The sequence below is a fragment of the Mycobacterium sp. pUA109 genome, assembly GCF_041287095.1.
Taxonomy (GTDB): domain Bacteria; phylum Actinomycetota; class Actinomycetes; order Mycobacteriales; family Mycobacteriaceae; genus Mycobacterium.
Genome location: NZ_JBGGKS010000032.1, coordinates 17,066 through 32,044, shown reverse-complemented (window position 1 = coordinate 32,044; position 14,979 = coordinate 17,066). Strand labels below are relative to the sequence as shown.

The following is a 14,979-nucleotide window of genomic DNA, read 5'->3' as shown; positions in this document are numbered from 1 at the left end:
CGGCCATCATCATCTGCCGACCGGCCCGGCGTCCACCTCGGGAAGGTGTGTCGGCCATCGCGGCGATGTTGGTTTCACCGGGCCAGCCGCATAGGGTGGGCGGCGTGGCTGGGTTCCTGAGCTGGTGGGACGGCATCGAACTGTGGCTGTCCGGGCTCGGCTTTGTGATACAGACCATCGTGGTGATGCCGGTGGTGTTGGTGATCGCCTACCTGGCCGCGGTGCTGATGGACGGCCTGCTCGGCAACGGCATCCAGCTGATGCGGCGCGCCTGGCACAGCGACGAGGAGACCTGATGGGCGGGCTGCCGCGATCCCGGGTGACGTTGGTGTTGGTGATCTTGATCGTGCTGGTGATCGTCACCTGGCTGCTGACCCGCTGACGCGGCCGGGCCTGGGCCTGCGGTGATGAGAAATTCTGTTAGGCTTCGCGGCATGCTCGCAGCGTCCGGTAACGGTGAGTGCCACATCTTGGCGCTCATTGCCGTGGGAAATTGCGCTGTGGCCGATGTGCACTGTTGTCGCTGACGTGAGAGTCCCGTCCGCGGTGTGGCTTTGTCAGTGCGTGACCCTTAACTACTGAGCACCTTTCCGTCGCGACGGGCCGTATCGCTGAAGCCCGCACTGAAAGGTCACCCATGTTCAACCAGGCCCGACGCGCCGCCGTGCTGATGCTCAGCGCGGTGCTGGGCGCTGCCCTGCTCGCGGCCTGCGGCGGCGGCCCCAGCGACGTCGTCGGCGGCAGCAGCCGCAGCGGTGCGCACACCAGCCTCACGCTGGTCGCCTACTCGGCCCCCGAACCCGGCTGGAGCGCGGTGATTCCGGCGTTCACCGCCTCCGAGGAGGGCAAGGACGTGGAGGTGGTCACCTCCTACGGCGCGTCGGCCGACCAGTCCCGCGGGGTGGCGGCCGGCAAACCCGCCGACATCGTGAACTTTTCGGTGGAACCCGACATCACCCGGCTGGTGCAGGCCGGCAAGGTGTCCCCGGACTGGGACAAAGACGCCACCAAGGGTCTGCCGTTCGGGTCGGTGGTCACCCTGGTGGTGCGCAAGGGCAACCCGAAACACATCAAGGACTGGGATGACCTGTTGCGGCCCGGGGTGGAGGTCATCACCCCCAGCCCGCTGAGTTCGGGTTCGGCCAAATGGAACCTGCTGGCCCCCTACGCGGTGAAAAGCGGCGGCGGCAAGAACGCGCAGGCCGGGTTGGATTTCGTGCACAAACTGGTCAGCGAGCACGTCAAACTGCGTCCGGGATCGGGTCGGGAGGCCACCGACGTGTTCGTCCAGGGCAGCGGCGACGTGCTGATCAGCTACGAAAACGAGGCCATCGCCACCGAACGGCAGGGCAAACCGGTGCAACACCTCAACCCGCCGCAGACCTTCAAAATCGACAATCCGATGGCGGTGGTCACCACCAGTAACCATCTCGACGTCGCGACCGCGTTCAAGAACTTCCAGTACACCGCGCAGGCGCAAAAGCTGTGGGCCCAGTCCGGTTTCCGGCCGGTCGATCCGGCCGTCGCCGCCGACTTCCGCGATGAGTTCCCGGTGCCGGAGAAACTGTGGACGATCACCGACCTGGGCGGCTGGGACAGCGTGGACCCGCGGCTGTTCGACAAACGCAACGGTGCCATCACCAAGATCTACATGCAGGCCACCGGATGACCACGACCGCAGAACCGGACAAGGCCACCGCCGGGTCCGAACTCGACCGCGCCCGCAGTGGGGTAGCGGCGCAGCTGGGGCAGCGGCTGGGCAGCACCTCGCTGCGGGTGGGCACCGCGGTGGTGTGGCTGTCGATCATCGTGTTGTTGCCGCTGGCCGCGATCGGCTGGCAGGCCGTGGGCGGTGGCTGGCAGGCGTTCTGGTTGGCGGTCAGCTCGCACGCCGCGCTGGACTCGTTCCGGGTGACGCTGACGATCTCGGCCGGGGTCACCGTGCTCAACCTGATCTTCGGGCTGCTGATCGCCTGGGTGCTGGTGCGCGACGACTTCCCGGGCAAACGGCTGATCGACGCCATCATCGACCTGCCGTTCGCGTTGCCCACCATCGTCGCCAGCCTGGTGATGCTGGCCCTGTACGGGCCGCACAGCCCGGTCGGACTGCACCTGCAGCACACCGGCTGGGGTGTCGCGGTGGCGTTGGCGTTCGTCACGCTGCCGTTCGTGGTGCGCGCCGTGCAGCCGGTGCTGCTCGAAATCGACCGGGACGCCGAGGAAGCCGCCGCCTCGCTGGGGGCGGGCGGCGCGACGATCTTCACCACCATCGTGTTGCCGGCGCTGACCCCGGCGCTGCTGACCGGGGCCGGGTTGGCGTTCTCGCGCGCCATCGGCGAATTCGGCTCGGTGGTGCTGATCGGGGGCGCGGTGCCGGGCAAGACCGAAGTGTCCTCGCAGTGGATCCGCACCCTCATCGAAAACGACGACCGCACCGGGGCGGCGGCCATCTCCATTGTGCTGCTCACGATTTCGTTCGTGGTGCTGTTCATCCTGCGCACCGTGGGCTCGCGCGCCGCCAAACGTGAGGAGCAGGCGGCATGACCCCCTCCGCGGCGATCCGCTACCTCACCCGCTACCTGGCACTCGGCTATGTCTTCGTGCTGCTGGTGGTGCCGGTCGCGCTGATCCTGTGGCGCACCTTCGCCCCGGGGCTGGGGCAGTTCTTCGACTACATCTCCACCCCGGCCGCCATCGCGGCGCTGGACTTGACGCTGCTGGTGGTGGCGATCGTGGTGCCGTTGAACCTGATCTTCGGGATCCCGACCGCGCTGGTGTTGGCGCGCAACAGGTTCCGGGGCAAGGGCGCGCTACAGGCGATCATCGACCTGCCGTTCGCGGTGTCGCCGGTCATCGTCGGTGTGGCCCTGATCGTGCTGTGGGGGTCGGCGGGCGCGTTGGGGTTCGTCGAAAACAACCTCGGCATCAAGATCATCTTCGGGTTGCCGGGCATCGTGCTGGCCAGCCTGTTCGTCACCCTGCCGTTCGTGATCCGGGAAGTCGAACCGGTGCTGCACGAACTGGGCACCGACCAGGAGGAGGCGGCGGCCACCCTGGGCGCCGGCTGGTGGCAGACGTTTTGGCGGATCACGCTGCCGTCGATCCGGTGGGGGCTGACCTACGGCATCGTGCTGACCGTGGCGCGGACGCTGGGCGAATACGGCGCGGTGCTGATGGTGTCGTCGAACCTGCCGGGGACCTCGCAGACCCTGACGCTGCTGGTCTCCGACCGCTACAACCGCGGCGCCGAGTACGGTGCCTACGCGTTGTCCACCCTGCTGATGGCGGTTTCGGTGCTGGTCCTGGTGGTGCAGGTGATTTTGGATGCCCGGCGCGCGGGCAAGGAGGTGTCCTAGTGACTGACAACGCGATCACCGTGACCGGCGCCAATAAGCACTACGGCGATTTCGCCGCGCTGGACAACGTCGACTTCGTGGTGCCCGCCGGGTCGCTCACCGCGCTGCTGGGGCCCAGCGGGTCGGGCAAATCCACCCTGCTGCGCGCCATCGCCGGCCTCGACCGGCCCGACACCGGCACCATCACCATCAACGGGCGCGACGTCACCGGGGTGCCGCCGCAGCGGCGCGGCATCGGGTTCGTGTTCCAGCACTACGCGGCGTTCAAGCACATGACGGTCCGCGACAACGTCGCGTTCGGGTTGAAGATCCGCCGCCGACCCAAGTCCGAGATCAAGGCCAAGGTCGACAACCTGCTCGAGGTGGTGGGGCTCAGCGGGTTTCAGGGCCGCTACCCCAACCAGCTGTCCGGCGGGCAGCGCCAGCGCATGGCGCTGGCCCGCGCGCTGGCGGTCGACCCGCAGGTGCTGCTGCTCGACGAGCCGTTCGGTGCGCTGGACGCCAAGGTCCGCGAGGATCTGCGGACTTGGCTGCGCCGCCTGCACGACGAGGTGCACGTCACCACCGTGCTGGTCACCCACGACCAGGCCGAGGCGCTGGATGTGGCCGACCGGATCGCGGTGCTCAACAAGGGCCGCATCGAGCAGGTCGGCTCACCGACCCAGGTGTACGACGCGCCGACCAACGCCTTTGTCATGTCGTTTCTGGGGGCGGTGTCGTCGCTCAACGGCGCGCTGGTGCGACCGCACGACATCCGGGTCGGGCGCACCCCGGACCTGGCGATCGCCGCCAGCGACGGGACCGGGGGGACCACCGGCGTGGTGCGCGCCACCGTCGACCGGGTGGTGGCGCTGGGGTTTGAGGTGCGGGTCGAGTTGACCAGCGCGGCCACCCAGGGATCGTTCACCGCGCAAATCACCCGCGGCGACGCCGAGGCGCTGGGGCTGGCCGAGGGCGACACCGTCTACGTGCGGGCCACCCATGTGCCGCCGCTGAACGGCGACGGTGGCGTGGAGTACCCCGGACACGATGAGAGCACGCTGACCTCGGCTTAGGGGCTGACCGCGAGCCGGGAATCGACGTAGTCGTTCCTGGCCTGGGGCATTGGCTGTGCGTTCATGGCGGTGTTTGCCGTCGGCTGTGCGTCCGTGGCGCGATTTCAACGTGTGCCGTCGCATCCGCGTGAGTGAACTGCGCCTCATTTCGCACACCCACTTGCATACCCCCCTGGGTATTGGATAGCCTCATGCGTATACCCGCGGGGGTATATCAGGACGTGCTGGTGGCGTCGGGTTGGACCCGTCGGCGCGCGGAGCAGAAAGGCGGATTATGTCCATCGCGATCAGTGCATCGTTCGAGACGGCCGACTTCGACAAGGTGGTGTTGAGGACTCGGGAAGTGCTCAAAGACAACGGGTTCGGTGTGCTCACCGAGATCGACGTGCAAGCGACCCTCCAACAGAGCTTGGCGAGTCGATGGAGCGCTACCTGATCCTGGGCGCCTGCAACCCGCCGCTGGCCCATGCGGCGCTGTCGGCGCACAAGCACGTCGGGTTGCTGATGCCCTGCAACGTGGTGGTCCGCGAAGACGCGGACAACCCGGCAACGGTGCACGTCGAGGCGATGAACCCGCAGTTGATGGCGCAGGTCGTCGACGACTCGGCGTTGGTGCCGGTCGCCGAGCAGGCGGCACGGCAGCTCCGGGCCGCCCTCGGCACGTTGGCCGAGGAACTGTCATGAGCGCCATCGAGCTCTACGTCGACCCGATCTGCCCGTTCGCCTGGGTGACGTCACGGTGGTTACTTGATGTGGCCGGTGCCGCCGGGTGCGACGTGGAGCTGCGGCAAATGAGCCTGGCGGTGCTCAACGAGGGTCGCGATATGGCACCGGCACAGCGCGTCAAGCTCGACTGGGCCGGCCGGGTGGGGCGGGTCTTCGCCGCGGTTGCGCGCGGTGGGCCCGGCTCGTTCGGCGAACTCTACGAGGCATTCGGCGTCCTGGTGCACAACGAGGGCGCGGAGTTGGCTGACGGCACGGTCAAAGAGGCGCTGGCGGCCGCAAATCTCGGTCCCGCGCTCATCGATGCACTCGATGACCCCGGGTGGGATGACGGCGTGCGTGCGGCGCATCAACGCAGTCAGGACGTGCTCGGCGGGGCTGGCGGTAGCCCGATCATCGCGGTGGACGGCACCGGGTTCTTCGGTCCGGTGCTGACCGAGGTCCCCGCTCGAGACGGCGGCATCGCGCTGCTGGACGCCGTGCTGACCGCGGTGTCGACACCCGGATTTGCTGTCCTGCAACGCCCGTACCAGGGGCCCCCGTCGGTGCCGGGGCGTCGCTGATGTGCCACGCCGTGCGGTGCCGGACCTGCGGGCTGATCAGCTGGTCGGGTTGCGGTCGCCACGTCGCCGAGGTGCAGGCTCGGGTACCGCCGTCGCAGTGGTGCGGTGGGCACCCGGAAATGACAACACGCCCCTGGTGGCGTCGATAACCCGTTGTGGTGAAAGCGAGATGGATTATGAGCGCCACCGACACCAACGCCAAGGACCTGGTACTCAAGCGCCTGCGGCGTGCCCAGGGCCAACTGGCCGGGGTCATCGCGATGATCGAAGCGGGCCGTGACTGCCGGGACGTCGTCACCCAACTGGCTGCTGTCGGCAGCGCGATCGACCGTGCCGGCTTCAAGATCGTCGCTGCCGGAATGCGCCAGTGCATCACCGGAGCCGATAGCGAACTCGGGGCCAACCTGTCCGAAGACGAACTCGAAAAGCTGTTCTTGACCTTGTCCTGACGAAGGGAAATTTCGATGCTCACCGTGCTGAAGCGGGTTTGGGTGCCGCTGATCGTGGTCGCGGCGGTGGCACTCGGTGGCGTGGCCGTGGTGCGGTTGCGCGCTGTGTTCGGCTCCGACGAGATCTTCGCGTGGAACGGCAGCGGTTCGGCGGCGATCGCCTCGATCAACACCAAAGAGGTGCGCTACGAGGTTTTCGGGCCCAGCGGCACCGGCGGCGGCGTGAGCTACTTGAACGCCGTCACCCAACCGGAGGACGCGGACTTCGCCGAGCTCCCGTGGGCGCATACGATCACCACAACGGCGCCGGTGGTGGTCGCCAATCTGGTGGCCCAGGGTGACGGCGACGGTATCGGGTGCCGCATCACCGTCAACGGTGATGTCAAGGATGAGCAGTTCACCAACGGGCATCACGCCCAGGTCTTTTGTCTGGTGAAAGCCGCATGAACGGCCACGACGACGCTCGCCCGATGTTCATGCGGATGGTGCGCAGCTTCGCCTGGCCGGTCATCATCGGGTGGCTGTTGCTGACGGTCGCGGTGAACGTTCTGGTGCCACCGATCGAATCGGTGGCACGAACGCATGCGGTGACCATGTCACCGCATGACGCGCCGGCGCTGATCGCGGCGAAACATATCGGTGCGAAGTTCGAGGAGTTTGATTCCGACAGCATCGTGATGCTGGTCGTGGAAAGCGAGGGTGAACTCGGCGCCGAGGCGCACCGCTACTACGACACGGTGGTGGGCAAACTGCGGGCCGATCCCCAACACATCCAGCACGTCCAGGATCTGTGGGGGGATCCGATCACGGCCGCCGGCGCGCAGAGCGCAGACGGCAAAGCGGCCTATGCGCAGATCAACACGACCGGTGACCAGGGCAGCACCGTGGGCAACGAATCGGTCGACGCGGTGCGCAAGATCGTCGGCGACACACCGCCGCCGGGCGGGATCAAGGCATACGTGACCGGGCCGGCGGCGCTCACCACCGACATGACCGAGGCCGCGGACAAGAGCATGTTCAAAATGATGGGGGTGACCGGGCTGGTCATCGTGATCATGCTCGCGCTGGTCTATCGCTCCGTCAGCACGGTACTGCTCGTCCTCGTCATGGTCGGATTCGAGATGGGTACGGCCAGGGGGGTCGTCGCGCTGCTCGGCAACCATGGGCTGTTGGGATTCTCGACATTCGTCGTCGCGATGCTGTCATCGCTGGCCATCGCGGCCGGAACGGACTACGGGATATTCCTGGTCGGGCGTTATCAGGAGGCACGTCAGGCCGGTGAGGACCGGGAAACCGCGTACTACACCATGTTCCGTGGCACCTATCATGTGATTTTGGGTTCGGGTCTGACGATCGCCGGTGCCACGCTGTGCCTGCACTTCGCGCGGTTGTCCTATTTCAAGGCGTTGGGGATTCCCTCCGCGCTGGGGCTGCTGGTGGTCATCGCCGGTGCGTTGACGGCGGGGCCGGCCGTGGTCGCGGTGGCCAGCCGGTTCGGTCTGCTCGATCCGAAGCGGATGATCAGAACCCGCGGGTGGCGACGGGTCGGTACGGCATCCGTCCGCTGGCCCGCGCCGGTGTTCGTGGCCGCACTGATCGTCGTCATCGTCGGCCTGCTGATCATGCCGAGTATGAAGATCAGCTACAACGATCGCTACTACATCCCCGCGGGTCTTCCGTCGAACGTCGGCTACGACGCCGCCGAACGCCATTTCAGCGCGGCGCGCATGAACCCGGACATCTTGATGGTCGAGGGTGATCACGACATGCGGAACCCCGCCGACATGATCATCCTGGACCGAATTGCCAAGAACCTCTTCCGCACCGCCGGTGTCGAGAGAATACAAAGCATCACCAGGCCGTTGGGAAGTCCGATCGACCACTCGTCGATACCGTTTCAGATCAGCATGCAGGCCATCCCCATCCAAGAAAACCTGCGGTTCATGAAAGACCGGATGGCCGACATGCTCACGATGAGCGACGATCTGGGCGCCATGGTCACGTCCATGGAGCGGCTGCGCACGCTGGTCGGACAGATCGGCGACACCACGCAGAATATGGCCGGCCACCTGACCGAGATCAAAGACACGTTAGACGAGATGCGTGATCACATCGCGGATTTCGATGACGTCGCGCGGCCGGTCCGCAACTACTTCTACTGGGAGCAGCACTGCGTCGGCATCCCGATCTGCTGGGCGGTGCGTTCGGTGTTCGACGCATACGACGGCGTCGACAAGTTCAGTTCGAACCTGGCGCCGCTGCTCACCGACGTCGACGACCTGAACACGGTGATCCCCCGCATGGTCGAACAGTTCCCGCCGATCATCGCGGTCGCGCAATCGATGCGGGGCAGCCTGTTAACGATGCACAGCAGTTTCTCGGGACTTCTCACCCAAATGTCTCGGATGACCGACACGGCCAGCGCGATGGGCCAGGCGTTCGACTCCGCCAAGAGCGACGACTACTTCTACCTTCCCCCGGAAGCGTTCGACAACGCCGACTTCCAGAAGGGCCTGAAGCTGTTTCTGTCGCCGGACGGTACGGCGGCGCGCTTCATCATCACCTATCGTTCGGATCCGGCCACCCCGGCCGGCATCTCGGCCGTCAAACCGGCGCTGGACGCCGCGCATGACGCGGTGAAGGGCACCTCGCTGACCAATGCGAAGTTCTACCTGGCCGGGACGGCGGCGGTGTACAACGACATCCAAACCGGGTCGAAGTTCGACATCCTGATCGTGGGTATTGCGGCGTTGACGCTGATCTTCGTCGTGATGGTGATCATCACCCGGGCCCTGGTCGCGTCACTGGTGATCGTCGGCACCGTGCTGTTGTCGCTGGGTGCTGCTTTCGGGCTGTCCGTGTTGATCTGGCAGCATATTTTCGGCCTCGAGTTGAACTGGATCGCACCGGTGTTCGGGGTGATCATCCTGTTGGCGGTTGGCTCCGACTACAACCTGCTGCTGGTGTCCCGGTTCCAGGAAGAGATCGGCGCCGGACTCAAGACGGGCATCATCCGATCGATGGGCGGAACCGGTGGGGTCGTCACCGCGGCGGGCCTGGTGTTCGCCTTCACGATGATGTCGATGGTCGCCAGTGACCTGCACTCCATCGGCCAGGCGGGCAGCACGATCGGTATCGGCCTGTTGTTCGACACCTTGATCGTGCGCTCCTTGTTGACACCGTCGATTGCGGCGCTCCTGGGACGATGGTTCTGGTGGCCGCTGAAGGTGCGGCCGCGGCCAGCCAGCAGCATGCTGCGGCCGTTCGGGCCGCGCCGGCTGGTCCGTTCGCTATTGCTGGGTGAGGACACGGATACGCCCACCCGCAGGCCTGCGCTGGTTGGTTAAGCGGCGATCCGCGCGGCCAGGGTGTCTTCGACCCGGTCCAGGACGGTGGCGGCCACTAGTCGGTGTGGGCCCAGTGGTTCGGCCATCATGATCCCGGTGGTGGCGGCGTAGTGGGCGACCCGGTCGGTGATGCGGCCGTGCGCCAAAAACCAGGGGGCGATCGCCAGGTGGGTGGCGCCTTGGTCACGCAGCCGCGCGGCGGCCTGTGGTAGGCAGGCGGCGGGTCCGGTGGCGAAGCCGACTTCCACGCCCGCCCACCGGGTTCCGCGGGCCAGGGCGCCGGCCAGGCGGGCCGTGCGGGCGTTGGCGGCCGGGTTCGACGAGCCCACCGCCACGACCAGCACCCCCAACCCGGCGTCGAACCGGGAGGCGCCGGCCTCGGTGAGCCGTTGGCGCATCACCTGCAGCAGCCGCTCGTCCTCGCCGAGCACGTCGGCCTGGCGCACCCGGGCGCCGGTCTGGGCGATCAACCCGGGGATGTCGATGCGCGCGTGGTAGGCGCTGGCCAACAACAACGGCGCGACGACAACGTCGCCGGAGGACCCGGGCAGCACGTCGCGCAGGTTCGGGGTGTTGTGCTCGCAAAACGCCACCCGCACGTCCAGTTCGGGCGCCACCCGACGCAGATGGCCCGCGATCGCCGCGGTGTTGGCCGACGACCGCGGATCCGCGCTGCCGTGCGCGGTCAACACCAGGGTCGTCGTCACGAGGCGTGCAGCCCGCATTCCACCTTGGCGGTGCCCTGCCAGCGCCCGCTGCGCGGGTCGGCGCCGGCGGCCGGTTTGGCGGTGCACGGCGCGCAGCCGATCGACGGGTAGCCCTCCTCGACCAGCGGGTTGACCAGCACATCGTTGGCGGCGATGTAGTCGGCCATGTCGTCGTCGGTCCAGGCCGCCAGCGGGTTGATCTTCACCAGCCCGAACTGCTCGTCGAAGCTGATCAGCGGGGCGTTGGCGCGGGTGGGCGCCTCCACCCGGCGCAGCCCGGTCACCCAGGCCGCGTAGCCGCGCAACGCGGTGGTCAGCGGCACGACCTTGCGCAGCCGGCAGCATTGGCCGGGGTCGCGGGCGAACAAGTCCTTGCCCAGCAGCTCGTCTTGCTGGGCGACCGTGTGCTCGGGGGTGACGTTGAGGACCGAGATGTCATAGACCGCCTCGACGGCATCGCGGGTGCCGAGGGTTTCCGCGAAGTGATACCCGGTGTCCAAAAACAGCACCGGCACCCCGGGGCGCACCTTGGCGGCCAGATCCACCAGCACCGCGTCGGCCATATTGGAGGCCACCAGGTAGTTGCAGGTCGCCGCGCCGCGCGGGCCGTGCACGCCGCCGAAGTTCTCATCGGTCCAGCGCAGCAACTCGGTGGCGTCCGCACCGTCCAGATCGGCGGCGCCGCGGGCGGCCACCTCGCGCAACTGCGTTTCGGTGAAACTCATCGCAGGTCGTCCTCGTCGGCGCGCAGCACCCACTGGGCAAAGCGCTCCCCGTCATCGCGATGCTTGACGAAGTTACGCACCACCCGGTCGATGTAGTCACCGAGCTCCGCATCGGCAACCTTGTGCTGGCGCAGCTTTCGACCGAACCCGCTGTCAGCGCCCAGGCTGCCGCCCAGGTGCACCTGGAAACCGGGCACCGAGTTGCCGTTGCCGTCGTCGATCATCTGGCCCTTGAAGCCGATGTCGGCGACCTGGATGCGGGCACACGAGTTGGGGCAGCCGTTGATGTTGACGGTGACCGGCACGTCAAGTCCAGCGTTGATGTCGTGAAGGCGGCGCTCCAACTCGGGCACCAACGACTGTGAACGCGTCCGGGTTTCGACGAACGACAACTTGCAAAACTCCAACCCGGTGCAGGCCATCAGGTTTCGCCGCCACAGCGACGGCGCCGACGCCAACCCGAGTGCGTCCAGGCCGGCGACCAGCTCATCGAGCTTATCGTCGGGCACGTCGAGGATGATCAGCTTCTGATACGGGGTCAGCCGGGCCCGATCCGAGCCGGCCCGCTCCATCAGATCGGCCACCGCCGACAAGATGGTGCCCGACACCCGCCCGGCGATCGAAGCCACCCCCACGGCGTTGAGTCCGTTCTTGAGCCGCTGGATCCCGACGTGATCCACGGTGTGGGTGACCGGATCCGGCGCCGGGCCGTCAATCAACGGCCGCTTGAGGTACTCCTGCTCGAGCACCTCCCGGAATTTCTCCACACCCCAGTCCTTGATCAGGAACTTCAGCCGGGCCTTGGACCGCAGCCGGCGGTAGCCGTAGTCGCGGAAGATCGCGGTGACGGCCTCCCACACGTCGGGCACCTCCTCCAGCGGCACCCACACCCCGACCCGCTGGGCCAGCATCGGGTTGGTCGACAGGCCACCGCCCACCCACAAGTCCAGGCCCGGGCCGTGCTCGGGATGGTGGACGCCGATGAAGGAGACGTCGTTGATCTCGTGGGCGACGTCCTGCAGCCCAGAAATCGCGGTCTTGAACTTGCGCGGCAAGTTGGCGTACTCGGGTTTGCCGATATAGCGGCGCACGATCTCATCGAGCGCGGGAGAAGCATCAAGCACCTCATCCAGGGACTCACCGGCCAGCGGCGAACCCAGCATGCCGCGCGGGCAGTCACCGCACGCCTCGGTGGTCTGCAAGCCCACCGCCGCCAACCGGTCCCAGATCTGCGGAACCTTCTCGATCTCGATCCAGTGATACTGCAGGTTCTGCCGGTCAGAAATGTCGGCGGTATCCCGGGCGAACTCGGTGGAGATCTCGCCCAGGGTGCGCACCGCGGCCGCCGACAACGCCTTACCGTCACAGCGCACCCGCATCATGAAGTACTTAGCCTCCAGCAGGTCGGCGTTCTCGTCGCCGGTCCAGCTGCCGTCATAGCCCTGTTCGCGCTGGGTGTACAGGCCCAACCAGCGGAACCGGCCGCGCAGGTCGGTCTTATCGATGGAATCGAAGCCCCGCTTGGCGTAGACGTCCACCACGCGGTCCCGCACGTTCAGCGGCGCGTCGTCCTGCTTGAACTCCTCGTTGCCGTTGAGCGGCTCGCGCTGCCCCAACGCCCACTGCCCCTCATCGCGGGTTTTGGCGGGGCGCGGCTTGGTCTTCGGTGCCGTCATGGGTCGAGCTCTCCTTCGCGGAGGAGCCGGCTTTGGACCGCGCAAATCACCGGTGGCTGTCCCGGCGGCGCAGATCCGGCGGCCAGCTGGAAGTTCAGGTGGGCGGGTCTACGACATCAAGGCAGACAGCGACAGCTGCAGACACGCTTGAGATCGATGTGCCGACGCGCCACCAATGCAACGTTCCAGGTGTGGTGGGCGACGGTCACCCGGCCATTGTGCCACAGCCGCCTGGGAACCGCGCTACCAGGTCAAAGTTGGGATCACCCTGAGCAAAAGGGCGGCTTGACGGGGCCGGTGATGTTTTCACTCTGCGTCCACGGCGCATTGTTCTCGAACTTTCGCGGCGTGGACGCAGAGTGAATGCGCATTCACCGCGGGCGAGACGGGGTCAGGACTCGCCGAGCAGCTTCGCGATCCCGTTCGCGTCGGGAACGATGTGCGCGACGCCCGGTAGGCCGGCGAACGCCGTGTCCGCGGAGACGATGGCGGCCGCGCCGGCCTCAGCGGCTGCGGCCGCGAGGACGGCGTCGAACGCCCCGAGTTGCGGTGTTGTTTCGAACAACGCCAAGCCTTGCTGAAGGTGATCGCGGGTGATGCTCAGTAACGGTGAGAGTAGTTCGGCGTAGTCACGGCCGAGGGTGACCGCGTCGGTGCGGCCACGGCGGCGAGCGCGAACGTGAACAAACTCTTGAATCACCTCGGGGGTGGTCGTCGCATCGATGCGCTCGTCGGCGATCGCCGCGATCAGCTTGCGGCATGGGTCACGGAACGGGTGGTCGGCGCCCTTTGCGTAGACGAGCACCGTCGTGTCGAGCACGATCATCCGCGGCGTGAACGCAGCGCGTCCAATTCCTCTGTTAGCTCCGGTGCGTCGGGGACGGCCATGTCGGGAGCGTCGAGAAGTCGCTGGCCGGCGGACTTGCGACGCTCGCCGGGGCTGGCGACACCGCGATCGATGGCTTCACGCACGACGGTTGCCACCGAAACCCCCCGCTCGCGCGCTATCGCAGTGATTCGCCGATGGCGCGCGTCATCGAGCAGGATCTGCAGCCGATGCTCCAGTGACATGCTCATACATTAGCATGCTGTGGTCAGGTCGGGTGCGCTGCTGCCTGCCGCGAATTCCTGACCTAGCTGGTGGATCACACCGAAGCTGTGTCCGGCGAACGGGCCGGTGCCGTTGCGCCGTGGCATCATTTGGCATGCCCTCTGCGCCGGTCGACCTGCCCGCTCTGCGGTTGCGCCCGGGCGGACCGTTCGGGCTGTACCTGCATGTGCCGTTCTGCCTGACCCGGTGCGGCTACTGCGACTTCAACACCTACACGCCGGCCGAGTTGGGCGGGGTCAACCCGGACGCCTGGCTGGCGGCGCTGTGCGCGGAGCTGGAGTTGGCGGCCGCGCGGCTGGGCGCGCCGACCGTGCACACCGTGTTCGTCGGCGGCGGGACGCCGTCGCTGCTGGGTTTTGCCCGGCTGGGCATGATGCTCGACGCGGTGCGCAGCCACTTCGATCTGGCGCCCGACGCCGAGGTCACCACCGAAGCCAACCCGGAGTCGACGTCACCGGAGTTCTTTGCCACGATCCGGGAAGCCGGCTACACGCGGGTGTCGCTGGGCATGCAGTCGGTGGCGCCGCGGGTGTTGGCCACCCTGGACCGGGTGCACTCGCCGGGCCGGTCGGCGGCCGCGGCGCGGGAAGCGCTGGCCGCCGGTTTCGAGCACGTCAGCCTGGATTTGATCTACGGCACACCGGGGGAGACCGACGATGACCTGCTGGACTCGGTGGAGGTGGCGCTCGACACCGGCGTCGACCACGTGTCGGCGTATGCGCTGATCGTCGAGGACGGCACCGCCCTGGCCCGCCGGGTGCGCCGCGGTGAGCTGCCCGCGCCCGACGACGACGTGATGGCTCGGCGTTACGAGCTGCTCGATTCGCGGCTGAGTGCGGCCGGGTTCTCCTGGTACGAGGTGTCCAACTGGAGCCGGCCCGGTGGGGAATGCCAGCACAATCTGGGCTACTGGGATGGGGGCCAGTGGTGGGGCGCCGGACCCGGCGCGCACGGGTTTGTTGGCGATGTGCGCTGGTGGAATGTCAAGCACCCCAATGCGTATGCGGAGTTGATCGGCGATGGCGAGCTGCCGGTGGCCGATTTCGAGGAACTCTCCGAGGCCGACCGGCACACCGAGGACGTGATGTTGGCGTTGCGGCTGCGGCGGGGGTTGGCGGTGGCGCGTCTTGGCGTGGCGGAGGGGGAGCGGGCGCAGACCGCCGTTGAAGACGGCCTCCTGGTCGCGGAGGGTGACCGGTTGGTGCTCACCGACCGCGGCCGACTGCTGGCCGACGGGGTGGTGCGGTCGCTGCTGGGGTAGGTCGGT

At 67.2% G+C, this 14,979-nt stretch carries 17 protein-coding genes and 1 pseudogene; 12 read left to right on the top strand and 6 right to left on the bottom strand.

Features of this window, described 5'->3' with window-relative positions; genetic code table 11:
- The first annotated feature begins 104 nt into the window (after positions 1–104).
- The 11 genes and pseudogenes from ACAG26_RS25995 (at position 105) to ACAG26_RS25945 (ending at position 9,493) form a co-directional block, all read left to right on the top strand.
- Positions 105–296, top strand: coding sequence for a hypothetical protein (locus ACAG26_RS25995; protein ID WP_370485961.1), 192 nt, complete (start codon positions 105–107; stop codon positions 294–296).
- A gap of 111 nt (positions 297–407) precedes the next feature.
- A complete protein-coding gene (locus ACAG26_RS25990) occupies positions 408–527 on the top strand; it encodes an Ms4533A family Cys-rich leader peptide (RefSeq protein WP_370485960.1) in 120 nt (39 codons plus the stop codon).
- A gap of 143 nt (positions 528–670) precedes the next feature.
- Positions 671–1,669 (top strand): sulfate ABC transporter substrate-binding protein, encoded by a 999-nt coding sequence (locus tag ACAG26_RS25985; protein ID WP_370485982.1) that lies wholly within the window; start codon positions 671–673, stop codon positions 1,667–1,669.
- A complete protein-coding gene (cysT, locus tag ACAG26_RS25980; RefSeq protein ID WP_370485959.1) occupies positions 1,666–2,544 on the top strand; it encodes a sulfate ABC transporter permease subunit CysT in 879 nt (292 codons plus the stop codon). The genes ACAG26_RS25985 and cysT overlap by 4 nt, the downstream gene beginning before the upstream one ends.
- Positions 2,541–3,356 carry a sulfate ABC transporter permease subunit CysW gene (gene cysW, locus ACAG26_RS25975; protein WP_370485958.1) on the top strand — a complete coding sequence of 272 codons (816 nt, stop codon included), beginning with the start codon at positions 2,541–2,543 and terminating at the stop codon, positions 3,354–3,356. The genes cysT and cysW overlap by 4 nt, the downstream gene beginning before the upstream one ends.
- Positions 3,356–4,411 carry a sulfate/molybdate ABC transporter ATP-binding protein gene (locus ACAG26_RS25970; RefSeq protein WP_370485957.1) on the top strand — a complete coding sequence of 352 codons (1,056 nt, stop codon included), beginning with the start codon at positions 3,356–3,358 and terminating at the stop codon, positions 4,409–4,411. Before cysW ends, ACAG26_RS25970 begins: the two co-directional genes overlap by 1 nt.
- Before the next feature lie 274 nt (positions 4,412–4,685).
- Positions 4,686–5,095: pseudogene (locus ACAG26_RS25965) on the top strand (DUF302 domain-containing protein).
- Complete coding sequence (locus ACAG26_RS25960; RefSeq protein WP_370485956.1) at positions 5,092–5,697, top strand: disulfide bond formation protein DsbA; 606 nt, start codon at positions 5,092–5,094, stop codon at positions 5,695–5,697. Before ACAG26_RS25965 ends, ACAG26_RS25960 begins: the two are co-directional and overlap by 4 nt.
- 176 nt (positions 5,698–5,873) lie before the next feature.
- Complete coding sequence (locus tag ACAG26_RS25955; RefSeq protein ID WP_370485955.1) at positions 5,874–6,146, top strand: metal-sensitive transcriptional regulator; 273 nt, start codon at positions 5,874–5,876, stop codon at positions 6,144–6,146.
- Between the two features lie 15 nt (positions 6,147–6,161).
- A complete protein-coding gene (locus ACAG26_RS25950; protein WP_370485954.1) occupies positions 6,162–6,593 on the top strand; it encodes an MmpS family transport accessory protein in 432 nt (143 codons plus the stop codon).
- Positions 6,590–9,493, top strand: a complete 2,904-nt coding sequence (locus tag ACAG26_RS25945) for an RND family transporter (RefSeq protein WP_370485953.1) — start codon at positions 6,590–6,592, stop codon at positions 9,491–9,493. Before ACAG26_RS25950 ends, ACAG26_RS25945 begins: the two co-directional genes overlap by 4 nt.
- On the opposite strand, the gene ACAG26_RS25940 is transcribed toward ACAG26_RS25945, so the two are convergent.
- The 6 genes from ACAG26_RS25940 to ACAG26_RS25915 form a co-directional block, all read right to left on the bottom strand.
- Positions 9,490–10,218: a sirohydrochlorin chelatase gene (locus tag ACAG26_RS25940; RefSeq protein ID WP_370485952.1), complete on the bottom strand. Its 729-nt coding sequence runs from the start codon at positions 10,216–10,218 to the stop codon at positions 9,490–9,492. The two genes, ACAG26_RS25945 and ACAG26_RS25940, sit on opposite strands and share 4 nt — an antisense overlap.
- Complete coding sequence (locus ACAG26_RS25935) at positions 10,197–10,925, bottom strand: phosphoadenylyl-sulfate reductase (protein ID WP_370485951.1); 729 nt, start codon at positions 10,923–10,925, stop codon at positions 10,197–10,199. The genes ACAG26_RS25940 and ACAG26_RS25935 overlap by 22 nt, the downstream gene beginning before the upstream one ends.
- Positions 10,922–12,601 carry a nitrite/sulfite reductase gene (locus ACAG26_RS25930; RefSeq protein ID WP_370485950.1) on the bottom strand — a complete coding sequence of 560 codons (1,680 nt, stop codon included), beginning with the start codon at positions 12,599–12,601 and terminating at the stop codon, positions 10,922–10,924. The genes ACAG26_RS25935 and ACAG26_RS25930 overlap by 4 nt, the downstream gene beginning before the upstream one ends.
- Before the next feature lie 116 nt (positions 12,602–12,717).
- Positions 12,718–12,774, bottom strand: a complete 57-nt coding sequence (locus ACAG26_RS25925; protein WP_370485981.1) for a hypothetical protein — start codon at positions 12,772–12,774, stop codon at positions 12,718–12,720.
- 218 nt (positions 12,775–12,992) lie between these two features.
- On the bottom strand, positions 12,993–13,427 hold the full coding sequence (locus ACAG26_RS25920; RefSeq protein ID WP_370485949.1) for a type II toxin-antitoxin system VapC family toxin: 435 nt from the start codon (positions 13,425–13,427) through the stop codon (positions 12,993–12,995).
- Positions 13,424–13,678 carry an antitoxin gene (locus tag ACAG26_RS25915; RefSeq protein WP_370485948.1) on the bottom strand — a complete coding sequence of 85 codons (255 nt, stop codon included), beginning with the start codon at positions 13,676–13,678 and terminating at the stop codon, positions 13,424–13,426. The genes ACAG26_RS25920 and ACAG26_RS25915 overlap by 4 nt, the downstream gene beginning before the upstream one ends.
- Positions 13,679–13,806: 128 nt before the next feature.
- Here ACAG26_RS25915 and hemW point away from each other — a divergent pair, with 128 nt between their 5' ends.
- A complete protein-coding gene (gene hemW / locus ACAG26_RS25910; protein ID WP_370485947.1) occupies positions 13,807–14,973 on the top strand; it encodes a radical SAM family heme chaperone HemW in 1,167 nt (388 codons plus the stop codon).
- The last annotated feature ends 6 nt before the right edge of the window (positions 14,974–14,979 follow it).